This window comes from Bradyrhizobium sp. (assembly GCF_030654605.1).
GTDB lineage: Bacteria > Pseudomonadota > Alphaproteobacteria > Rhizobiales > Xanthobacteraceae > Bradyrhizobium.
Genome location: NZ_JAURXB010000007.1, coordinates 1 through 23162, shown reverse-complemented (window position 1 = coordinate 23162; position 23162 = coordinate 1). Strand labels below are relative to the sequence as shown.

18 protein-coding genes are annotated in these 23162 nt (G+C 62.5%); 9 read left to right on the top strand and 9 right to left on the bottom strand.

The features are described from left to right. Positions 1-222: 222 nt before the first annotated feature. Positions 223-1818 (bottom strand): porin, encoded by a 1596-nt coding sequence (locus Q7U29_RS00370; RefSeq protein WP_304737271.1) that lies wholly within the window; start codon positions 1816-1818, stop codon positions 223-225. A gap of 286 nt (positions 1819-2104) precedes the next feature. Here Q7U29_RS00370 and Q7U29_RS00365 point away from each other — a divergent pair, with 286 nt between their 5' ends. The 4 genes from Q7U29_RS00365 (at position 2105) to Q7U29_RS00350 (ending at position 7956) form a co-directional block, all read left to right on the top strand. Further along, positions 2105-3649 carry a thymidine phosphorylase family protein gene (locus tag Q7U29_RS00365; RefSeq protein ID WP_304737270.1) on the top strand — a complete coding sequence of 515 codons (1545 nt, stop codon included), beginning with the start codon at positions 2105-2107 and terminating at the stop codon, positions 3647-3649. Then, on the top strand, positions 3646-4566 hold the full coding sequence (locus tag Q7U29_RS00360) for a ribose-phosphate diphosphokinase (protein ID WP_304737268.1): 921 nt from the start codon (positions 3646-3648) through the stop codon (positions 4564-4566). Before Q7U29_RS00365 ends, Q7U29_RS00360 begins: the two co-directional genes overlap by 4 nt. Then, entirely contained in the window at positions 4563-6161 is a 1599-nt protein-coding gene (locus tag Q7U29_RS00355; RefSeq protein ID WP_304737267.1) for an MBL fold metallo-hydrolase RNA specificity domain-containing protein, read from the top strand. The genes Q7U29_RS00360 and Q7U29_RS00355 overlap by 4 nt, the downstream gene beginning before the upstream one ends. A 97-nt stretch (positions 6162-6258) precedes the next feature. Beyond that, complete coding sequence (locus tag Q7U29_RS00350; RefSeq protein WP_304737307.1) at positions 6259-7956, top strand: thiamine pyrophosphate-requiring protein; 1698 nt, start codon at positions 6259-6261, stop codon at positions 7954-7956. A gap of 153 nt (positions 7957-8109) precedes the next feature. Here the strand turns inward: Q7U29_RS00350 and Q7U29_RS00345 are convergent, their stop codons facing one another. From Q7U29_RS00345 to Q7U29_RS00325, 5 genes are all read right to left on the bottom strand, one after another. Beyond that, on the bottom strand, positions 8110-8331 hold the full coding sequence (locus Q7U29_RS00345; protein WP_304737266.1) for a hypothetical protein: 222 nt from the start codon (positions 8329-8331) through the stop codon (positions 8110-8112). Positions 8332-8458: 127 nt separating this feature from the next. After that, on the bottom strand, positions 8459-10051 hold the full coding sequence (locus Q7U29_RS00340; RefSeq protein WP_304737264.1) for an MFS transporter: 1593 nt from the start codon (positions 10049-10051) through the stop codon (positions 8459-8461). 153 nt (positions 10052-10204) lie between these two features. Continuing rightward, positions 10205-10720 (bottom strand): YcgN family cysteine cluster protein, encoded by a 516-nt coding sequence (locus Q7U29_RS00335; protein WP_304737262.1) that lies wholly within the window; start codon positions 10718-10720, stop codon positions 10205-10207. Between the two features lie 5 nt (positions 10721-10725). Next, positions 10726-13842 carry a tetratricopeptide repeat protein gene (locus Q7U29_RS00330; RefSeq protein ID WP_304737261.1) on the bottom strand — a complete coding sequence of 1039 codons (3117 nt, stop codon included), beginning with the start codon at positions 13840-13842 and terminating at the stop codon, positions 10726-10728. Beyond that, positions 13839-14906 (bottom strand): hypothetical protein, encoded by a 1068-nt coding sequence (locus Q7U29_RS00325; protein WP_304737260.1) that lies wholly within the window; start codon positions 14904-14906, stop codon positions 13839-13841. The genes Q7U29_RS00330 and Q7U29_RS00325 overlap by 4 nt, the downstream gene beginning before the upstream one ends. Before the next feature lie 466 nt (positions 14907-15372). Between Q7U29_RS00325 and Q7U29_RS00320 the strand changes: the two genes are divergently transcribed. Genes Q7U29_RS00320 through Q7U29_RS00310 form a run of 3 tightly spaced genes read left to right on the top strand, consistent with a single transcriptional unit; the run spans position 15373 to position 18853 of the window. Then, entirely contained in the window at positions 15373-17661 is a 2289-nt protein-coding gene (locus tag Q7U29_RS00320) for a transglycosylase domain-containing protein (RefSeq protein ID WP_304737259.1), read from the top strand. Between the two features lie 2 nt (positions 17662-17663). Continuing rightward, positions 17664-18242 (top strand): DUF1214 domain-containing protein, encoded by a 579-nt coding sequence (locus tag Q7U29_RS00315; RefSeq protein ID WP_304737257.1) that lies wholly within the window; start codon positions 17664-17666, stop codon positions 18240-18242. After that, positions 18239-18853 carry a DUF1254 domain-containing protein gene (locus tag Q7U29_RS00310; protein ID WP_304737255.1) on the top strand — a complete coding sequence of 205 codons (615 nt, stop codon included), beginning with the start codon at positions 18239-18241 and terminating at the stop codon, positions 18851-18853. Before Q7U29_RS00315 ends, Q7U29_RS00310 begins: the two co-directional genes overlap by 4 nt. A 15-nt stretch (positions 18854-18868) precedes the next feature. Here Q7U29_RS00310 and Q7U29_RS00305 read toward each other — a convergent pair whose 3' ends face one another. Beyond that, positions 18869-19084: a hypothetical protein gene (locus Q7U29_RS00305; RefSeq protein ID WP_304737254.1), complete on the bottom strand. Its 216-nt coding sequence runs from the start codon at positions 19082-19084 to the stop codon at positions 18869-18871. 205 nt (positions 19085-19289) lie between these two features. On the opposite strand from Q7U29_RS00305, the gene Q7U29_RS00300 reads away from it, so the two are divergent. After that, a complete protein-coding gene (locus Q7U29_RS00300; protein ID WP_304737253.1) occupies positions 19290-20765 on the top strand; it encodes an amidase in 1476 nt (491 codons plus the stop codon). Positions 20766-20887: 122 nt separating this feature from the next. Beyond that, positions 20888-21796 carry a hotdog domain-containing protein gene (locus Q7U29_RS00295; RefSeq protein WP_304737251.1) on the top strand — a complete coding sequence of 303 codons (909 nt, stop codon included), beginning with the start codon at positions 20888-20890 and terminating at the stop codon, positions 21794-21796. Between the two features lie 113 nt (positions 21797-21909). Here Q7U29_RS00295 and Q7U29_RS00290 read toward each other — a convergent pair whose 3' ends face one another. Both Q7U29_RS00290 and Q7U29_RS00285 read right to left on the bottom strand, forming a co-directional pair. Beyond that, positions 21910-22776 (bottom strand): class I SAM-dependent methyltransferase, encoded by an 867-nt coding sequence (locus tag Q7U29_RS00290; protein ID WP_304737250.1) that lies wholly within the window; start codon positions 22774-22776, stop codon positions 21910-21912. Positions 22777-22855: 79 nt separating this feature from the next. Further along, positions 22856-23162, bottom strand: a 307-nt coding sequence (locus tag Q7U29_RS00285) for a tripartite tricarboxylate transporter substrate-binding protein (RefSeq protein WP_304737248.1), incomplete at its 5' end; no start/stop codon positions are given.

Sequence of the window (23162 nt, the reverse complement as noted above, 5' to 3'; positions counted from 1 at the left end):
GACAGCGCGGTGACACGACCCAGTTTGGAGGCCCCTGTGTCCTTTGTGCAACGCACTGACGCGCGGGAAACGGCGTCAGACCTTCGCCATCCAAAAATCACCCGCAAAAAATGCGCCAACAAGACAGTTGGCGCATTTCGTTCATGTCATCAGGGATGCTTGTCAGGCGCGATGGCGACACCGCCACCGCCACCGCAATATTTCGATCGAACGCGGTGTCGATCAGAAATTGCGCTGGGCGCGAAGCTGCAGCAGAACCGTATTCTGGTCCTTGAACTCGTAGAGAGCCGCCGGCTTCGGAGCGGTCGCGGTAAACACCGAACTGCCCGACATCTTCTGATCGAGGTGGAACCACTGAACTTCGGCCGAGAATGTCAGGTTCTTGACCGGGACCCAGCGGGTCGTCACGCCGAGCTGCGAGACGTTGAAGTCGGGGTTGCAGGTATAGGCGCCGGCCTGGTTTCCGACGGCTGCCTGACCCGGATGGCTGGCGGCGAAGGCGGCGCAATAAGCGCCCTTGGCCGTGGTGGTGCCGAGCCCGTTGATGTTGTCGTTGGCGCCGCCGTCATACCGCACGCTGGAGTAGCTGCCGAACAGGCTGCTCGACCAGTTGGGATTCCAGTTGTGGTTGAAGGCACCGCGGACGCCCCAGGCTGTGGTCAGCTGGATGCCGCCGGTACCCGCCGCGCCGGGGAAATAGACGCCGTCCGTGGTCGCGCCGAAGCCGACGCTCTGGTAGCCGAAGCCGCTGTTACCGAACATCGCAAAGCTCGGCGAAGCGCCGCTGGTGGCGATCACGTTCTTGGTGTGGCCCTTGGCATAGGACACGTCGAGCTTGATGTCGTCGCCTGCACCGGTCGGGAGGTTCTTGATCTGCAACGCCGCCATCACCGAACCGCCCCACTTGCCGTCGGGGTGACCGCTGATTTCAGAAAGATTGTTCGGCACCGCGCCGGCTGCCAGCGTGTTGTAGGAACCACTGACCTCGTGCGCCGCGGCCGAGAGCTGCAACACGCCCCAGGCCTGGTTGACGCGGATGTTGCCGACGATGTCGGGCACGCGCGCGCCCGCATAGGCACTCGATCCGGTGCCGTTGGCGCCGATCGCGCCGGGGATGCTCAGATTGTAGACCGCCGTACGGTTCCAGACCGTCGGATCGTCGAGACCGATGCTGGCGGACACGCCGTTGCCGAATTGCGCGGTGTACTGGATATTGTTGACGCCGGTATCGGTGTTGTTGCCGCCGAGCAGGCTCGCATTGATGTTGCCCGGGAAACCATTCCACGGCGTCGAGTAGGCCGACGAAGACTTGCCGAAGGTGAAGCCGGCGAACTGGATGAAGAGATACTCTACCGCGACGTAGCCGCCGCCGGCGGTGGAAAGCAAGGCGCTGCTGAGGCCCGTCGTTTGAGTGCCGACCGAACCCGCCGGGTTGGTGTTTCCAAAATTCTGGAACTGGAAATCGCCCTGGCCGAAGGTGCGGACCACGCCGTATTCGGTGGCGGTGCGGGTATCGACCGTCAGCGCCATACGCGACCGGGAAACGAAGGAATCGCGAAAGCGGTTCTGCTGGCCGAGATCGCCGTTCCAGGCCGGCGCACCGTGCGCCCCGCCGTTGAAGGTGGTGTCGGCGCGCAGATAGCCCCCGAGCTTGATGCAGGTGTCGGTGCCCGGGATGTAGAAGAAGCCGGCACCGTAGAGCGAACAGATCCTGACATACTCGACCGCCTTGGCCTTGACCGGAAGGTCGGCCGCCTGCGCGCCGCTGACGAGCATCAGCGCCGCCGCTGAGCCGAGGATGAGATTCTTGGTCGCCATGGAAATCCCCCGATTCGCATTTCATGCAGATGCATGTGTCGGAGCTAACTAACGCAAAAATCCTTACCGGCAATAACAAGGCCGTGAGCAGCCCGCATTTGGCCAGTTGCTGTGTTCTTTGCGCCACGCCCGGCAAAATACGGGTTTGGTCTTCGCGAGGCGGATCAGACAGCAGGAATATTCTGTACTGGCGAGGTACGCTCGATCACAAACATGATTTGGGTCAATCGTTTTCACTCAACCGGACCTATGTGGTTCGGATGTGTCCTCCGGCCGGCCATGGCAAATGAACTCCGTCGATAACTCCCGTCCGCCCCTGAAGATTCGAAGCGTCAATCTGGATACCGGACGCGAGAACGTCGTCGTTATTTCGCGGCTGTCGAAAGCGCTGCGCCCGGAGATCTTCCGCGGATTCAGCCGGGTCGAACTGCGCCGAAATTCGCGGGTATTGCTGGCCACCCTGCTGATCACCGACGACGATGCCCTGGTCGGCCCCGATGAAATCGGCCTTTCCGAACCGGCGTTCCGGCGCTTCGCCGAACCTGTCGGCAGCCTGGTGACGGTCACCCCCGCGGCGCCGCCTGAAAGCCTCGAAGCCGTGCGGGCGAAGATCCGGGGCCGGACCCTGAGCGCTCCGGAAATAACCGCCGTCATCAACGACCTGACCCACTACCGATACTCCGACATGGAGATTGCCGCGTTCCTGATCTCTTCGGCGAGTTTCATGACGAGCGGCGAACTGATCGCCCTCACCGCCGCGATGGCGCAGGCCGGCACGCAGCTGAAATGGCCCAATCCGATCGTCGTCGACAAGCATTGCATCGGCGGAATTCCGGGCAACCGGACTTCCATGATCGTGGTGCCGATCGTGGCGGCGCACGGACTCACCATCCCCAAGACGTCGTCGCGCGCCATTACCTCGCCGGCGGGCACGGCGGACACGATGGAAGTACTGGCGCGGGTCAATGTCGGCGTCGACGAGATGAAGGCCATCGTTGAGGCATGCAATGGCTGTCTGATCTGGGGCGGCCACGTCAACCTGTCGCCGGCGGACGACATCCTGATTTCGGTGGAGCGGCCGCTCAGCCTCGACACCCGCGAGCAGATGGTCGCCTCGATCATGTCGAAGAAACTCGCGGCGGGTTCGACCCATCTGTTGATCGACCTGCCCGTCGGCCCGACCGCCAAGCTCACCAGCGACATGGAAGCGATGCGGCTGCGCAAACTGTTCGAATTCGTCGGTGACCATTTCGGCATCTCGGTGGAGGTGATCACGACCAATGGCAGCCAGCCGATCGGCAACGGCATCGGTCCGGTGCTCGAGGCTCAGGACGTCATGGCGGTGCTGGCGAACGATCCCGCCGCGCCGCAGGATCTGCGCGAGAAGTCGCTGCGGCTCGCCGCCCATTTGCTGGACTACGACCCGAGGCTGCGGGGCGGCGCCGGCTACGCCCGCGCCCGCGATTTGCTCGACAGCGGCGCGGCATTGAAACAGATGCAGAAAATCATCGAAGCACAGGGTCCGTCGGACTGTCGCAGCGACCTTGGCAATCTGACGTTCGATGTGATGGCCGGCAGCGACGGCTTCGTCTCCGGCATCGATTGCCTGCGCCTGAACCGGCTGGCGCGGACCGCCGGCGCCCCGCTCGACAAGGGCGCCGGCATCAGGCTGTTCAAGAAAATCGGCGACCGCGTCGAGCGCGGTGAACCGCTGTACCGGGTTCACGCTTTCGACCGGTCGGAGCTCGATCTGACGGCTGCCGGCGCCAACAGCGATACCGGCTACTCGATCGACCAGCAGCCTTCGCTGCCCCGTACGACAACGCCGTGACCGGGGTCGCCATCCAGAGCCTGCCAGGCGGTGCCAGCGATGCCAGGCGGCTGGCCGCGCGGCTTGGCATTCCCCATCGGGAAATCGCATTGCATGGCTTTCCCGACGGGGAAATACGGGTGACCGTGGGCGCGGCGGCGGCGACCACGATCATCTATGCCTCGCTCGACCAGCCCAACGACAAGCTGCTTGCCCTACTGTTCGCGGCAGAGGCGCTGCGGCGCACGGGCGCGAGGCGGCTCGTCCTGCTTGCGCCGTATCTGTGTTACATGCGCCAGGACACCGCTTTCCACGCAGGCGAAGCGATCAGCCAGAAGGTGGTTGGCCGCCTCATCGCCGGAATCGTCGACCGCGTGATCACGGTCGATGCCCACCTTCATCGCACTGCGGATATCAGGGCCGTGTTTCCCGGCATCGAGGCCGAAAACCTGTCGGCGATGGCAGCGATTGCGGTCGTGCTGCGCCAGACCGGGATCGATCCCGCGACGGTCGTGGTCGGTCCCGACGCGGAGTCCCGCCCCTGGGTGAGCGATCTCGCAAGTCAACTCGGGCTCGCGCACACGGTTGCGCAAAAAACCCGCCGCGGCGATCGCGCCGTCGAAATCGGGTTTGCCCAGCCCGCACTGGTCGCCGGCCGGCCGGTGCTGCTGGTCGATGATATCGTCTCGTCGGGAGGCACCCTGATCGCCTGTGCAAAGGCGCTCGAGGCCGCCGGCGCCACGACGATCGACGTCGTCATTACCCACGCCTTGTTTCCACCCGGGATGGCAACCGCGTTTGCCGACGCCGGCATACGGTCCGTCCGCTCGACCTCCAGCGTGCCGCACCCGAGCAATGCGATCCCGCTCGATGATATCCTTGCGACCGCCTTGCACGGCGAGATCCGCGGCCAAGATTTTCCGGAGAGAACGCCATGAGTGTAACGGTTCGATTTTGCGGCGCGGCGCGCACGGTAACCGGTTCGTGCTACCTGCTCGAAACGAAGTCCGGCCGCTTTCTGATCGACTGCGGTCTGTTCCAGGGGCAAAAGACCCTGAAGGAACTGAATTACCGAACCTTCCCGTTCCGGCCCGCCGACATCGATACCGTGCTGCTGACGCATGCCCACATCGACCATAGCGGACTGTTGCCGAAGCTGGTGCGTGAAGGTTTTGGCGGCAGGATCCTGGCGACGCGGGGAACGATCGATCTGTGTTCCTGGATGCTGCCGGATTCCGGAGGCATCCAGGAATCGGAGGTCGCATTCCTCAACCGCCGCAACGCGGCCCGCGGCCGGCCGGAAGTCACGCCGATCTATACCCAGGCCGATGCCAAGGCCGCGCTGCAGTCGTTCCAGCCGGTCGATTACGAGAAATGGGTCGACGTCATCCCGGGCGTGCGCGCGCGCTACTGGAATGCCGGGCATCTGCTCGGCTCGGCTTCGATCGAAATCGAGTTCGACGGCGCGGGTGCCGGGGGACAACCGCTGCGCCTGCTGGCATCCGGCGATGTCGGCCCGGATGCGAAATTGCTGCAGCCTGATCCCAGGGCGCCGACGGGATTCGACTATGTGATTTCGGAGGCGACCTATGGCGACAGGATTCGCGCCGTGACGACGCCGGAAGAGCGTCGTCAGCGGCTGGCATCCGAGGTGCGCGACGCAGCAACCGCAAGAGGCGCCCTGCTGATCCCCGCCTTTGCCGTGGAGCGCACCCAGGAATTGATCGTCGATCTGGTCGACCTGATGGAGCGCGGCGAAATACCGGCCGCGCCGATCTTTCTCGATTCGCCGCTGGCGATTCACGCAACCGAGGTTTTCCGGGAACACGCCGAAAGCCTCGACGCCGACATCGACCTCAATCGTCTTTTCAACTCGCCGCATCTGCGGTTCACCGAGACCGTCGACGAAAGCAAGGCGATCGCCAAGCTGACCGGCTTTCACATCATCATCGCGGCAAGCGGCATGTGCGACGCCGGCCGCATTCGACATCACCTGAAGCGCTGGCTGTGGAACAACCGGGCCACCGTCCTGCTGGTCGGCTTTCAGGCCAATGGCACCCTCGGCCGGTTTCTCCAGGACGGCGTCAAGGCCGTCCGGATCCAGGGCGACGAGATCAAGGTCGCGGCCCGCATTCGCATGATCGACGAATATTCGGGTCATGCCGATGGCGCCGAGATGGCGCGATGGATCGCCGCACGCCGGCCGATTCAGCGGGGTTTGTTTCTCGTTCACGGCGAGGAGGAAGCGATCGCGGCGATGGCCGAGCGCCTCGCCGAGCGGATCGTTCCGGCAGCCAAACTCTTCCAGCCGGTGCTCGACGACATTTACGAGCTCTCGACGCCCGAGCCCGCGCTCGTCGACGTGGCGCGTCGTCGCCGTCTCGCGCCCGAAGCGGTGACGCATCTGGACTGGCACAACGACATGTCGACACTGGTGCTCGACATCAACGATCGGATCGCGGCCGCTGCCGACGATCGCGCTCGCGGCGTCATCATCCGGCGCCTGCGACGCGCGCTGGAAGAAGCCGGCTGAACCCGGTCGGCCCGCAAGACGGCGCCAGATGCCGCCGCGATGCATATCAGGGCCTCGCGGGGCAGCCCGCGCCAGCGCTTTACCCAACGCGTAATTCCTGTTCCAACTACCCGTCACAGGCCGAGCCTCAACATCGGCCACTTCGAGGGGAGAGAACGGCATGAAACTCGGCACCGCCATCGCGGAAATCATGAAGCGGGAGGGTATCGAGATCCTCTGCGGCTATCCGGTCAATCACCTGATCGAACACGCCGCCGCCGCCGACATCCGCCCCGTGATGGTGCGGCAGGAGCGCGTCGGCATCCACATGGCGGACGCGATCTCGCGGGTCACCTCGGGGCACAGCATCGGCGCCTTCTGCATGCAGCACGGCCCGGGTGCGGAAAACGCCATGGGCGGCGTGGCGCAATGCTACGGCGAATCGGTTCCGGTGCTGGTGCTGCCGATGGGCTATGCGCGGCGGCTGGCCCATATCGATCCGAACTTCAATTCCAGCCAGGCGATGCGGGCTTTCTCGAAATCGTCCGAGCCGATCAACATCGCCGCCGAAGTCTGCAACATTTTTCGCCGCGCATTTACCAAACTGAAGAACGGCCGTGGCGGACCGGTGATCGTGGAAATTCCCGCCGATATGTGGAATGAGGACGTCCCGGAGCCGCTGAACTACACGCCGGTGCTGCGCACGCGCTACGGCGCCGATCCCGTGCACGTCAAGGAAGCCGCCGCCGTGCTGATGGCGGCAAAGCGGTCGGTGATCTACGCCGGCCAGGGCGTGCATTACGCCAAGGCATGGCCGCAGCTGAAACGTCTCGCCGAACGGCTCGCGATTCCCGTCACCACCAGCCTCGGCGGCAAGTCGTCGTTTCCGGAAGACCATCCGCTCTCGCTCGGCTCGGGCGGCCTGGCCGTGCCGCGCGCGGTGCCGAAATTCCTCGCCGAGGCCGACGTGATCTTCGGCATCGGCTGCTCCTTCACGGAGACCTCGTTCGGCATCGCCATGCCCAAGGGCAAGACCATCATCCATTCGACACTCGACCCCAACCATCTCAACAAGGACGTCGAGGCCCAGATCGGGCTGGTCGGCGACGCCGGCCTCGTGCTCGACGCGCTGCTGGAGGAGATCAACAAATCAGTCAGATCCGATCGCGACGCCACCGCCGTCGCCGCCGACATCGCGGCGTCGCACAAGGAGTGGCTGGCGAAGTGGATGCCGAAGCTGACCCACAACGATGCGCCGCTCAACCCCTATCGCGTGCTGTGGGACCTGCAGCACACCGTCGACATCAAAAACACCATCATCACCCATGATGCCGGCAGCCCGCGCGACCAGCTCTCGCCGTTCTGGAAGTCGGTCGAGCCGCTGTCCTATATCGGCTGGGGCAAGACCACCCAGCTCGGCTACGGATTAGGCCTCGCCATGGGCGCCAAACTGGCGAAGCCCGACAAGCTCTGCATCACCGTCTGGGGCGACGCCGCGATCGGTTTTACCGGCATGGATTTCGAGACCGCGGTGCGCGAGCGGATTCCGATCATGTCGATCCTGCTGAACAATTTCAGCATGGCGATCGAATTGAAGGTGATGCCGATCTCGACCGAGAAATATCGCTCCACCGACATCTCCGGCGACTACGCCGCGATGGCGCGCGCCTTCGGCGGCTATGGCGAGCGGGTGACGAAACCGGAAGACATCGTCCCGGCGATCCAGCGCGGCATTGCCAAGACCAAGGAAGGCATCCCGGTCCTGCTGGAGTTCATCACCTCGAAGGAGACCGAGGTGTCGCGACCCGGCACCTGAGCCTGAACCGCTCGCTTTTCGTCATGGCCGGGCTTGTCCCGGCCATCCACGTCTTTCCTGCCTAATGTGAAGCCAAGACGTGGATGCCCGGGACAAGCCCGGGCATGACGATACTCACCGATAGACCTCATTTCATCAGTGGCCATTCAAGGGCTACGGCTTGAAGAACGCGGGGTCGTTGAGCGCCTTGATCATGGTGTCGACCATGTCGGCGGCGGCGTGATCCTCGCGCTCTTCCAAAAGCTCCCACATCTTGCGCAAATTGGCGCGCATCGGCGCCTTCAGCGAGGGATCGCGCTCGATCAGGGTGCGCGCGATGCAGAAGGCGATGCCCTCGGTGCCCATCTTGGTCTGTTCAACGGTAGCTTTACTCATGATGAGCTCCTGTCGGGTTCCATGTCTGGCTGTTGCGGCCGCTGTTAGATCAATTGCCGGCCGATAGATAGCCGCCACGGCAGGCGTGGGCAGGATGCCGGCGCAAGCCCGCCCTACTCGGCCCCCCCTACTCCGCCAGGTCAGCCGGGACCACGGCCGGGCCGGCCAGTGGCTTTTCTTCCATCAGGATCATGCACAGCAGTGAGGCGGCGATCAGTGCCGTCGCGGCAGCGAACACATAACGGAACGCCATGACCATGTCGGCGGCGGCAATCGAATTCACCGGGCCGCGATGCTCGCCGCCGAGAGAGCCGACGAGCGAAATGTCGGCGCCGAGCGCCATCAGCAGGATGGCGCTGAATGCGGCCACCATGAAAGACGCCATCAGCGCGCGAAAGAAATTCATCGCGCCGGTGGCGGTGCCGACCTGGAATCGCATCACCGAATTCTGCACCGACACCACGCTGACCGGAAATACCGTGCCGAGCCCGAGCGCGTACACCGACAGCAGCGCCAGCAGGCCCCATAACGGCATCGGCACCAGCATGAGCACCGCTCCCGCCAGCACTGCGCATCCGGTGCCGACGATGGCCACCCGCTTGTAATGTCTGGCGCGGGCCATGGTCTTGCCCGCGATCGCGGCGCCGACGGTCGAAACCGCCGCCAGCGGAATCAGCGCCAAGCCAGCCTCGCTGGCGCTGAGATGATAAACCACCTCGTAATACAGCGGCAGATGCACGGTCAGCCCCAGCATCGCACCCATCGCGCAGCTGCCGGCCGCCATCGCATAGGGCACCACCGTGCCGCCCATCAGCGGCAGCGGCAGGAAAGGCTCGTCGGCATTGCGGGCATGCCACACGAACGCGAATGCGAGCGCGATGGAGGCCCCGATCATCGCCATGATGACAGGCGACAGCCAGAGATAGCGGTTGCCGCCCCAGGTCAGCACCAGCATGATCACGACGGCGGAAGCCATCAGCAGCACGCCGCCGAGCCAGTCGACCTTGCGCCGGCGGTGAAACACCGGGATCTTGCCCATCTTGGGCAGCAGCAGCGCCAGCGCGCCGAGTGCCAGCGGCACGTTGATCCAGAAGATCATCGACCAGTGCAGGTGCTCGGCGAACACGCCGCCGAGGATCGGCCCGCCGATGCCGCCGACCACCCATACGCCGCTGAAATAGGCCTGGTACTGGCCGCGTTCGCGCGGGCTCACCACGTCGGAAATCACGGTCTGCACGATCGGCATGATGCCGCCGCCACCGAGCCCCTGCAGGCCGCGCGCCAGAATCAGCACCGGCATGTTCGGCGCCAGCGCGCACAGCACCGAGCCCGCGACGAACAGGCTGAGGGCTACGATGATCATGGCGCGGCGGCCGTAGATGTCGCTGAGCGTGCCGAACACCGGCGCCACCGCGGTCGAGGCCAGGAGATAGGCCGAGATCACCCAGGACAGGCTGGTGACGTCGTTGAACTGGCGGCCGATGGTCGGCAGCGCGGTGGCGACGATGGTCTGGTCGAGCGCGGCCAGAAACATCGTCAGCAGCAGGCTCATCAGGATGGTGCGTACTTCGCTTGGCGTCAGCGGCACCTGCGGCGCGATCGGCGGCGCATCGCTGAGTTCGATCACCTCCCCCGGCAACGGCGTGGGATCGCCGGCGGTGGTCTCGGGCAATGTCTTGATGTCAGCCGGGTGATGGCCCTGCCGTTCGAACTTGTTCATGCGGCCATGCGTGATAGGGGCGCGGCGGGCCGCGCGGAATCGCTATATGGCTTAATCTACGGGGAAAATCGCGGCTCCGGCAGCGGGTTGCGCGCATGGGTGCATCCCGCGAAGCGACAATCGCAATCGCACGGCCGGTCTATCCTGCACCAACTAGGTTTGCGGTCGCTTCTTCAGCCGGGCCCGCTTCGGCAGCAGCGCCGGCCATTGCACGATGTGGTCCTCGAGGTCGGCATCAGCGATCTCGTTCTCGGTTCCCTGCACCCGCCCGCGCACGGAGACGCCGGCTTCGTGCACGGTGTTGGGATCGCCCGAAATCAGCGGGTGCCACCAATAGAGATCTCGGCCCTCGGCCACCAGCTTGTAGCCACAGCTCGGCGGCAGCCAGTTCAGGGTGCGAACGTTTTCAGGCGTGAGCCGGACGCAGTCCGGAACCTGCTCGGAGCGATTCGCATAGTCCTTGCAGGCGCACAGCCCGGCATCCAGCAGCTTGCAGGAGACGTGGGTGAAATAGATCTTGCCGGTATCCTCATCCTCGAGCTTTTCCAGGCAGCAGCGCGCGCAGCCGTCGCACAGGCTTTCCCATTCGGCGTTGGACATCTCTTCCAACATCTTGGTTTTCCAGAAGAATCCCTCTTGACCCGAGGGCGGCTTGGGCTGGGCGGTCATGATTTTCATTTTCGGGGCGGACGCCCACGGCGGCGTTTTGAAGATATTGATTTATCGACTTTTTTGTCTCGATGGCTGCTCAGCCAACGAAGCACTGATTCGGCTGGCTTCCTAACTTCGGGACTGAAGTCCAACAGAAAACTATCGCCGCGGACATATGCAACGAATGCAGCGTAAATTGGAGCACGGCGTTCAGCTTGCCCCGATTCTACAAACCACGCGATCAATTTCTCACCACATTTATGGATTTCGGCGATACGGAGAAGGCGAAGTAGATCGTCCGAAAAATCAATTTCGGGCTGGCTTAGATCGTCAGCTAAAGCCCTTTCCAGACAGGTGGTTGCCGCTCCGAAATTATCGTCGGATAGTGAAATCGCAGCATCGAGCAACAATTGGCCAACCGAAGGCAAATTGCTGAGCGACGCACGAATTGTCGCGGCTTCTGCGCTCTTCTTTGACGCCACCAAAAGCCAAGCGAGGTTGCATTCGGCTACCAACTGCGTATCCGAAATCGATATGGCGGAACGATATGCGGATTCAGCTTCCCTTAAACGACCCGAGTGATCAGCAAGAATATTACCCAAAGAGATCCATGCACCATAATTCTTCGGGTCAAACACAATTGCGTTACGACTGACGACCTCGGCCTCCTCGTTCTGCCCCAGCGAACGAAGTGCGTAGCCCTTGCCGACCAGCGCACGCGCCACTTGCTCGCGAAGCACGGGCTGCTCGGCCGTTCCGAACCGGCTCACGACTTCGTCGTAGACCGCAATCGCCTCCTCGGTCCGTCCCAGCGCACGAAATGTAAAGCCCTTGTCGAGCATCGCATACGCTACTTGCTCGCGAAGCGCTTCTTCTTCGGCAGTCTCGAATCGGCTCACGACTTCGTCGTAGACCGCAATCTCCTCCTCGCTCCGTCCAAGCGCACCAAGTCTGGAGCCCTTGCAGACCAGCGCACGCGCCACTTGCTCGCGAAGCGCGGTTTCTTCAGCAGTCCCCAACCGATTCACGACTTCGTCGTAGACCGCGATTGCCTCCTCGCTCCTTCCCAGCGCACCAAGTCCGACGCCCTTATTGACCATCGCACGCGCCACTTGCTCGCGAAACGCGCCGTCTTCGGCAGCCCCGAACCGGCTCACGACTTCGTCGTAGACTGCGATCTCCTCCTCGTTCCGTCCGAGTTCACCAAATCCGACGCCCTTGTTGACCATCGCTGACGCCACTTGCTCTCGAAGCGCGGTTTCTTCGGCTGTTCCGAACCGACTCACGACTTCGTCGTAGATCGCGATCTCCTCCTCGTTCCGTCCGAGCACACCAAGCCTGAGGCCTTTGTTGAACAGGGCACGCGCCACTATTTCGCGAAGCACGGGCTCTTCGGCGGTGCCAAATCGGCTCACAACCTGGTCGTAGACCGCGATCGTCTCCTCGTTCCGTCCGAGCGCACGAAGTCTGAGGCCCTTGTTAAACAGCGCACGCCCCACTTGTTCTCGAAGCGCGGGTTGTTCAGCGTCCCCAAACCGACTCACGACTTCGTCGTTGACTGCGATCGCCTCCTCGCTCCGTCCCAACGCACCAAGTTTCGAGCCCTTCTCAACCAGCGCGCGCGCCACTCCCTCGCGAAGCACGGGCTCTTCGGCGGCCCCGAACCGACTCACGACTTCGTCGTAGACTGCGATCGCCTCCTCGCTCCGTCCGAGCGCACCAAGTCTGGAGCCCTCCTCAATTCGTGACCGAACATCGGTGTTTTCGCGAATGATACTTTCACCCAATCCATTGGTTTGGGTTTGATGAGAAACGAAACTCATCGGAACCGCTTGGTCCGTTCGCGTGGCATTAGACCAGAACTCACCAACGGCCTCTAAAGCTTCCTTATAGAGCGGATGTAAATTTGAACGGCCCTTGAGCCCGGATTCCATTCTCATCTGAATCAATTCGCTAGGCGCGTAGAAGCTGGTAAGAAACGCCGTTAGCCAATAGATTTTCTGGCGCGTATGCCGGGTTCCGTGACGCATCAGGTACCAGATATTAAGGAAACGTTCGACCAGTTGATAGCCCGAGCGTGCGCCCGACGTTTGCACTTCTTCAACAAGTCCATCCCGCCTGAATCGGGTGAGCTGCGACGAGATAGTCGTGACTTCTACTGCCGTTGCTTCGCTGAGACTATGAGATGTAATCGGATGCCAATTGAGTGCGATAGCGTCAATAATCGCGCGCTGCAAATCTGTCTGGTACTCTTCAATTCTTGCTTTATAAAATGGCGTCAACTGGTCAAGCAAGACTTCCAGATCGGAAAAGACGGTGTCACTCTCGGTACGCTCTAGCAACTGATAGACTAAAGTCAAAATACGCGGATTTCCACCTGTCAAAGTGTGGAGCGTCCTGATTCTCTCGGGCTCAGCCGCGAGAATTTCGCGAACTGCCTTTCCAGCCTCGCCACGCGCATCAGCGAGCCGGCTCATACACTGCAAGAGTTCGCTTTCGGAAAGCGGCTCCAATATATGCGGATGAAAGAATTCATAAAACGCTGCATCTCGTTCTGCACTTTGGCGCAGCATTTGAGTGGCAGCGCCGAACAATATCGGGCCGCCAGACGTTTGTAGGATCCGTCTCAATTCCCAGTTCTGTTCAGGCGTCAGGGCATCGAGAATAAGATCAAGGTTGTCGACGAACAGGACGGGGCGACCACCAAGCTTTCTTGCCGTGTCAAGAAACTCCTCAACCGCCGACTGCGAGTTGCGCCAGACAGGCGTCAATAAGCTACGGTCGATAGCCTTCGCAGCATCTTTCCTTCCTTCGCTTTCGCACCATTCCGCGAGAGACTCACCGCAATTCCGCCAGAAAACGTCTAGCGATCGGACGTTGTACTGTTCTTCACGAAATGTCAGCGGGATAAAGCCCTCGCGCAATGCAGGCTCGGTTACGATGCCTATAGCCAAGCGCCGCAAGAGACTCGTCTTGCCCATGCCGCGCGGTCCAACAACGATGTGATGCTCAGCGAAATCCGATACGTGACGCAACTTGTCGAGCAAAAACTCGACAAAGTCACCACGCGCAACAAAGCCTGCCAGAAAAGCATCTCGGTCCAGCCGACGCGGATCGTATATCGCGATTCCAATGTTCATGAGCTGATGTACTTTACCCAGTAGCGACGTAACAAGCCGGAGCGAAAGCACCAGCGCCCGCCAATCTCGGAAAGGAACCCGTCGTTCGCGAGTGCCGTAAGCAAGTCCATGAGATCGCGCAACGTTAACACAGGATATTTTTGAACCAACCGCGCCTGCATGGTCGCAGTGGTTTCCCCCTCTGGGTGAGCACAGCAATTTTCAAGGATCGCGTGAAGAAGGTCCGATTCGCCTTTCGGAAAATTCTTCCTAATGTGCTCTTCCCAAGCCGCAAAGCTTCCACGAAAGGCGGGGGCCAAGAGTTGATCAAATGCCCGATCGATGTCGCCAACGGTCGCTATCGGCGAGCCGATCTTTTCGGTGTTCACCGGATTAATACGATCGGCAATAAGCTTAAGGTAAAAGGGCGATAGCCAACCGAGTTGTTCAGCGAGATGATCGAAACCAGCGTCATCCAGAGAAAAGGGCCAACGAACCTTTCCGTTCTGGCATAGCTCGGCCAAGTAAGCGCGCGCCTCAACTTTCGAAAAGGGTTCAAGCGGAAAGATTTCGAGATCGACCAAGGCACCCGCTAGATTAGCCCGTCGCGCCACAACATCCAGACCGATTGAACCGGTCAAGAGCCAGCGAACGCGAGGATATGCTTGGCGCAATCTGCGAAGGTGATAGAGAAAGTCCAACGTAGCGGCGGGATCAGCCGCAAGCCGGGCAGAGAGGAAGAGCGCGATCTCATCGACGAAGATAACTACGTTGGCCTGCTGCGCATCGAGCGAGGCGACAAGGGCTTCTGAAAAACCTTTAACGTCGATTCGACCGATCGCATTGATAGGATTGCCGTCGAAATCTCCCGTGACCAGTTGCTGAAGACGTTGGACGAGCTGGCCTCGCGCCCGCTGAGCGACCGATCCTATGTCCTCAATTTTCTTACAAAGATCACGAAGGAACTCGTCTTCAGTTCTCATCCCCTCAACATCAGAGAAGATCGTTAGCCAACCCTGCGACTGCAGCTCCGCTTCGACTTCGTGCATCAGCCAGGTCTTTCCGACCCGGCGGGGTGCCAGCATTTGGATGCTCGTTCCCGCAGTCAGAAGGCGACGTATTTCAGCGACTTCCAAATCTCTATGAGCCATCGGGCTTGCTCCATGACGAGAAGCCATACTACTGCATTAATTATCCAATTTCAAATAAATACTTTAATGAATAAATTCATAAAAAGATATATCCAAATCCGATCTATTATCGCACCATTCTTGGAACTCAGCCTTCAGCCACGCCGTTCAACAGTAAAATCGTTATTAGATCCGCGTTAGTTGACCGAAGGTCCGACATCGATCCTGCTGTTAGCTTTCCGGAGAACATCGCCGGCAAAACCCTGCCAGACCATTGGTTTATGGCCCCCGCTCGGTTAGATAGGGAGAGAGTCCCCGATGGCGCAAAAAGCGCCTTGGGTTTGCCGCAACATTCCCGCATGACGTCTCGACGGTGCCCGGCCGGGCGCCCTTAAGCGCTGCGAATTGACTTGGGGTTCCGGTGCGCCAGATCGTACCACCACACTGGAAGAAAAAGATCCGGCACTGGATGCTGGATCTGGACGCGCGCATCGACTCCACGCTGTTCTCCTCCGGCAAGGGCGTGCGCGAGCTCTATGAACGGTTCTCCACCTTCATGGACCGCTTCTATGTCGGCCGCTGGAAACGCTGGGTTTTCATCGAACCCTTGTCCGAGGCCGCGACCCTCGGGCTCGTCGGCCTGGTGCTGATGCTGGCACTGGCGGTGCCGGCGTTTCGCGAAACCTCCGACGACGACTGGTTGAAGAAATCCGATCTCGCGGTGACGTTTCTCGACCGTTACGGCAATCCGATCGGCAGCCGCGGCATCAAGCACAATGATTCGATTCCGCTGGAGGATTTTCCGGACAATCTGATCAAGGCGACGCTGGCCACCGAGGACCGCCGCTTCTACGAACATTTCGGCATCGACATCGCCGGCACGGGGCGCGCGCTCGTGACCAACGCGCAGGCCGGCGGCGTGCGGCAGGGCGGCTCGTCGATCACCCAGCAGCTGGCGAAGAACCTGTTCCTGAACAACGAGCGCACCATCGAGCGCAAGGTGAAGGAAGCCTTCTTGGCGATCTGGCTCGAGACCCGTCTCACCAAGAATGAAATCCTGAAACTCTATCTCGACCGCGCCTATATGGGCGGCGGCACGTTCGGCGTCGATGGCGCCGCGCATTTCTACTTCAACAAGTCGGCGCGCGACGTCAATCTCGCGGAATCCGCCATGCTCGCCGGGCTGTTCAAGGCCCCGACCAAATACGCGCCGCACATCAACCTGCCCGCCGCGCGCGCCCGCGCCAACGTGGTGCTGGACAATCTGGTCGATGCCGGCTTCATGACCGAGGGTCAGGTGTTCGGCGCCCGGCGCAACCCGGCGATCGCGGTCGACCGTCGCGACGAGAATTCGCCGAACTACTATCTCGACTGGGCGTTCGACGAGATGCGCCGGCTGGTCGATACCTTTCCGAAATCCTATGTCGAGCGCGTCTTCGTGGTCCGCACCGCGATCGACATGACGGTGCAGCGCGCCGCGGAGAGTGCCGTGGAAAACCAGTTGCGTCAGTTCGGCCGCGACTATCATGCGACCCAGGCAGCGACAGTGGTAGCCGACCTCGACGGCGGTGTGCGCGCGATGGTCGGCGGCCGCGACTACGGTGCCAGCCAGTTCAACCGTGCGGTGGACGCGATGCGCCAGCCGGGCTCGTCGTTCAAGCCATACGTCTACGCCACGGCGCTGCTGAATGGCTGGAAGCCGAGCGATACCATCATCGACGGCCCGGTCTGCATCGGCAACTGGTGTCCGCAGAACTACGGCCATTCCTACTCCGGCAAGGTAACGCTGACGACGGCGATCACCCGGTCGATCAACGTGGTGCCGGTGAAGCTGTCGATCTGGCTCGGCGGAAAATCGCCAAATCCGGCCAAGGTCGGCCGCGCCAAGATCACCGAGGTAGCGCGCAAATTCGGCATCAAGGCGCCGTTGCCGGATACGCCGTCGATGCCGATCGGTTCCGACGAAGTGTCGGTGCTCGAACATGCGGTCGCCTATGCGACCTTCCCGAACAAGGGCAAGTCGGTGACGCCGCATGCGGTGCTGGAAGTCCGCACCGGCGCCGGCGACTTGGTCTGGCGTTTCGACCGCGACGGCAAGAAGCCGGTGCAGGCGATCCCGGCTTCGGTGGCTTCCGACATGTCGGGCATGATGAGCCACGTCGTCAGCGAAGGTACTGCGCGGCGCGCCGCGCTCGACGGCATTCCGACCGGCGGCAAGACCGGCACCACCAACGCCTATCGCGATGCCTGGTTCGCCGGCTTTACCGGCAACTTCACCTGCGCGGTGTGGTACGGCAATGACGATTACTCGCCGACCAACCGCATGACCGGCGGCTCGCTGCCGGCGCAGACCTGGCACGACATCATGGTCGTCGCCCACCAGGGCGTCGAGATCAAGGAGATCCCGGGCATCGGCGCCGGCACGAAACAGCCTGCATCCGCCTCCGCGGCGATGGCGGCGGGCGGCGCGCCGAAACTTCCGGACATCAAGCCGGGACCGCCGCCGATCCTCACCAAGCGCGGCGCGGATATCCTGGTGCGCGTGGAAAAGCTGCTCGACGAGGCCGGCAAGACCGCGGGCAAAGTCGCGCCGGGCGATCCCGCCAAGCCCGGCAAGCCGGTATCATCGAGCGCGATCGCATTCCCGGATAGTTTTGCCGCGGCGGCACCGGGCGAAGCCGCGGCGACAGCTCCGCCGCGCAAGAACTGACCGTGCGGCTGGTCTTCATCACACTGCTGGCGTTGATCCTCGCGACCGTCGTCGGTCTCGGCGCGACCTGGATGACCGCGACGCGCGGCACCGATCTCGGCACCCTGACGATCGGCGCCTGGACCGCCCGGCCGAAGACCGGCACCGCCGACGTCGACCCCTATTCGCGCGCCTCGATCGCGCGCAGCGGCGAGCTGCCGGTCGGCACCGGCGACGGCGTCGCCTTCTCGGCGACCAGGGACGACCGCAACAAGCCGCTCGACGGACGCTGCGACGTGGTGGTCAGCGGCGTCACCCCCGCGGCGCGGTTCTGGACGCTGACGCTCTACAATACCAAGGGACATCTGGTGGCGAATTCGCTGCAGCGCTACGGCTTCACCAGCCAGGAAATCATTCGCGGCGCCGATGGCGCATTCGAGATCCGGGTGGCTTCGCGCTCGCGCGCCGGAAACTGGCTCCCCACCGGGGGCATCGAGCGTTACGCGCTGATGCTGCGGCTTTACGATACGCCGGTCGGCGTGGCGACGCGGACGCAGCGCGATGCGCCGATGCCCTCGATTACGACGGTGGGCTGTCCATGATCCGCCTGCTGTTCACGATCATCGCGGGCGTGCTGCTGGGCGCCGTGGTGCATCTCGTCAGCGTGCTGGCGTTGCCGCGGATCGCGACCCAGGACGCTTATTCACGCCTCACGCCGATGACAAAACTCAACGCGGTTACCGCGCTGCCACCGGCGGATCCGAACAACGCACCGCTGCCGTTCATGGATCCCGCATTCGCGACCGCGGTCTGCCGCTACGACCTGTCGGGCGGACCGATCAAGCTCACGGTCCCCGTCAGCCAGGCCTACACCTCGGTGTCGTTCTATACCCGCAACGAAGTCGCCTATTACGCCATCAACGACCGGTCGGCCGGCCGCAGGCTGATCGAACTCGACCTGATGACCGAGGCACAGCACGCCGAATTGCCCGAGGACGAGGACGTCACCGCGGCCGACCGGCTGATCATCGACTCTCCGACCGCGACCGGGCTGATCGTGCTGAAGGCGCTGGCGCCGGAGCCGGGCCTGATGCCACAGGCGCAGGCCTCGCTCGCGGCTTCCAGCTGCAAGGTGCAGACCGAGCCGACACCGGCGAAACGGGAAGAGCCTGCGCCTGCGCCACCACCGCCCGTGCCGCGGGCCAAGCGCTGATCTGGTCGCCGCGCCCTAGGGGCGCATGAACATGAAATCAGTTCCGGGATCGCAGTTGTCGGCGACGAAGCGAAGCTCCGACTGAACGTCGGAGACACTCCTGCTTTCGAGATATTTGGCGACGACGAGGCCCAACAGCGACCGGCAGACGCTGTCGTGTCCCATGCCGGCGGCTTCCGCCTCGGCGATAGCCGCGGAGAAATGAAGATTCGCTATCTCGGTTGCGGACATCTCGGCTTCCTGTTTTTTGCACGTGTGTCATCCAGGCTTCTGATGTCGTTTGATCTGCGTCAAAGACCCTCGTGCCTGGTGCCACAGGGACATCCTGTTGAGCATCAGTACATCCACGCCACCCTGTTCGACGTGACATCCCCGATTTGTTGACTTGCCGGGCTGCGAAACTAAGGTTGACGCCACACCGGAGGAAATGAATCGCATGACGTTGCCGATGAGCTGGAACGAATGGGCGCAGCACGACGGCGTGGCGCTGGCGGCGCGCGTCAGGAAGGGCGAGCTGACCGCAATAGAATTGGCAAGTCAGGCCGCCGCAGGCATCGCCAAGGTCGATCCCGCGCTGTCGGGCGTAGTCGAGGTCTTTGAGGACGCGATTGCCGATCCTGCCAAAGACGGCGCTAACCTCGCGGGACCCTTCGCCGGCCTGCCGTTCCTGATGAAGGATTTGGGCCCGACGATGAAGGGCCGCCTGCAGGAAATGGGCTCGCTGCTGATGCGCGGCAATCGCGCCACCGCCGATACGTTCCTGACGACGAAGATGCGCCAGGCGGGACTGAACCTGATCGGACGGACCACCACGCCGGAATTCGGCGTGTGCAGCTCGGCCGACAATCCCGTCGTCTACGTCACCCGCAACCCGTGGAATACGGACTACACGACATGCGGATCGTCCGCCGGCAGCGCTGCCATGGTCGCGGCGGGCGCCGTGCCGATCGCGCATTCAACCGATGGCGGCGGCTCGATCCGCATTCCGGCCGGGGTCAACGGCAATATCGGCCTCAAGGTTTCACGGGGCGTGTTCTCGCTCGCGCCGCACATGTCGGACCTGACCGGGCTGGTATCGATCCAGGGCTGTCAGTCGCGTTCGGTACGCGATACCGCGGCTTTCGTGGATGCCTGCCGGGGACCGGCTCCGGGCGAATTCATGCCGTTCTGGACCACGCCGGAGCCTTATCAGGAGTTGGTCAAGCGTGATCCCGGACGGCTCAGAATAGCACTGTCGCATCAATGGGGCGACTACCGCGCGACGCCTGCGATATCGGCCGAACTCGAAAGAACAGGCAAATTCCTCGAAGGCCTCGGCCATCACGTCGATTACGCGTTGCCCGCGATCGATTATCGCGCCGCCTTCGATGCCCAGACTACCTGCTACATCAGCAACTTTGCCATCGTGATCGGTAACATGCTGGCGGCACGCGGACTGGAGCGGCCGCCGGCCGATCTGGTCGAGCCGGTCAACATCCGGATCTGGGAAGCGGGCCGTCACACGACGTTCGCGGAGCGCGCGCGCATGCAGGCGGTCTTCAACACGACCACCCGCGGTTTCGGTGCGTTCTTCGAGGACTGGGATATCATCCTGACGCCGATCACCGCGCTGCCTACACCGAAGGTCGGCACGACGGAATATTTGACGATATCGGACAATCCATCGGTGCTGGACTGGTTCGGCAACCTGTGGCGCAATTTCGCCTTCACCCCGCTCGCCAATCTCAGCGGACTACCCGCGATTTCGCTGCCGCTGGCGCAACACGAGAATGGATTGCCGCTCGGCATTCAGGCGCAGGCCAGGCAGGCCAATGACGGCCTGCTGCTGCAGCTGGCAGCCCAGATCGAGCGGGCACTCGGTGGAAAATGGAACGCCGGACGGAAGCCTGGTGTGCACGTGACGAACGGCTGAATTCTTCTCCCCTCCTCCCGCGCGGCTCTTCGCCGCGTGGTGGGAGGGGAGCGAAAGCGCATCGCGAGTGATGAACTCTCCGCGCCTTTTGTTACCCGCGCAATATAGCGTAGAACGTCGGCATGTCCAAACCACCTGTCATCACCCCGCTGCCGTTTGACCGACTGGCCGAAGCCATCAAGGGCAGCCGCTCCGTCTATGGGCATATCAGCGGGCTTCGGCTCGACCGCGCAGCGCGCGGCGAAGCCTGGTCGAGTCTGCCGTACCGCCCGGTCTTCGTCGGCGACACCGCGACGGGCGTTCTGCACGGCGGCGTCGTCACCGCCATGCTCGACGAGAGCTGCGGCATGGCGGTCCAGCTCGCGCTCGATGGCACCAGCGCGATTGCCACGCTCGATCTGCGGATCGACTACCAGAAGCCGGCGACGCCGGGCCTCGAGATCAAAGCGCATTCGGTCTGCTACCGCGTCACCCGCTCGATCGCCTTCGTGCGCGCGACGGCCTACCAGGAATCGGAAGACGATCCCGTCGCCACCGCGACGGCCTGCTTCATGGTCGGCGCCAACCGCACCAACATGCTGGACCGGGCGATGGAACAACGCACGCTGCCGGTGCTGGAAGCGCCGGAAGATCCGGCAAGCCCGTTCGCCAACAGTCCGTTCGCGCATTGTCTCGGCATCCGGATCGGCGAGGACGGCACGCTGATGATGCCGTTCTCACGAAAGATCATCGGCAACCCGATCCTGCCCGCCATCCACGGCGGCATGACCGGCGCCTTTCTCGAAACCACCGCGATCGTGGGCGTGGCGCGCGAACTTGGCGTGTCGTCGCCGAAGCCGATCGGCCTCACCGTCAATTACCTGCGCTCCGGCCGCGCCCTCGACAGCCACGCCAAAGTGTCGATCGTCAAGCAGGGCCGGCGCGTCGTCGCCTTCGAGGCGCAGGCCTGGCAGGACGACCCGGCCAAACCGATCGCCTCGGCGTTCGGTCATTTCATGCTGAGGCAGACGCCGGGTGCGGATGAGGAATAGGCGTATCAAGCTGCGCTTTACCCGCGACAGGACCGCTTGATCCCTTCCCGACGATGTCCGCCGCGCACCAGGCGCGGTCACATGAGCATAACAACCGCCAGCCGTCACGGAGACTACAACCTCCTTGCTGCCGTCAACAGCAGTTCATTGGGACCTTCCCATCCGGTCGGCGTGTCATATCGGCTGAGAACCTGTTCCATATCAGACCACGCCGCTTCGGCTTTCGCGGCGTCCAGGCTCTTCAATATCTGCATGATCGGGCCGGCCGACGTTCGGGCGAATTTCATGTAGTCCTTGACCGTCGGAAGTCCGAACGGCGCCGCAATCCTGGTCGTCGCGATCTCGCGGAATCCCGCCTCTTTGAATAATTCATCGATCAGGCCGGGTTTGCCGAGGCTGAGCAGTCCGCCGGGCTGAAAGGGATCGCGCGGCGGCATGCCGGCGTGCCTCAACGCTGTCGACATCAGCGTCGTCACACAAGGATTGGCCTGCGGGGCTCCGAACACCATGGTGCAAACACCGCCACCCGGTTTGAGTACCCGCGCCATTTCGCGCAATCCCTGCAGCGGGTCGCCGAAAAACATCAGTCCGAGCCGGCAGACCACCGCGTCGAACCTCGAGTCCTCGATCTGCAATTCCTGTCCATCCGAAACGCGTACCTCGACGTTGCGGTACCCTGCGGCGGCGGCCTGCTGTGCTGCGAATCGAAGGATCTTCGGCGAGAGGTCGGTTGCCAGCACGTGGCCCTGGGGACCGACCCGCTCAGCGATGTCGAGGGTCTGATCGCCGGCACCGGCGGCCACATCGAGCACATGGGAACCGGCTCCAACTCCGGCCATTCCGAGCATGGCCTGTGTCGCCTTATGCAGCCACGGTCGAATGACGGCGCCGGAATCGCTCCAGCCCTGGGCCATCTGATCCCACTGCGCACGCATCGCCGCCGTGGCAACATCCGCGTCGATGGAAGATTCACTATTCATGGCACACTCCTTCGAACTGTTTTGCGACATCCGATCGACTCGTCGCGCGCGTTCGAATCGGAATCGGTTTCTGACCGGATCATTCAGGTTTGGCCCTGCCCTCGCGGGCAATTGCTTTCCACTTGCTCAACTCGGTCTGCAGATGCGCCGCGAACTGCGACTTCGAGCCATTGATCGGCGTATATCCAAGCGCCTGCAGCCGATCCCTCACTTCCGGCAGCGCCATGATGTGACTGATTTGCCGATGTCGGAGTTCGACGATTTCCTCGGGGGTGCCCTTGGGAACCAGTATCCCGTTCCAAAATCCGACCTCGTGGTTCGGTATGCCCGCCTGCTCCAGCGTGGGAACGTCAGGAAATTCCGCTGCGCGCGCTTTATCGGCGATT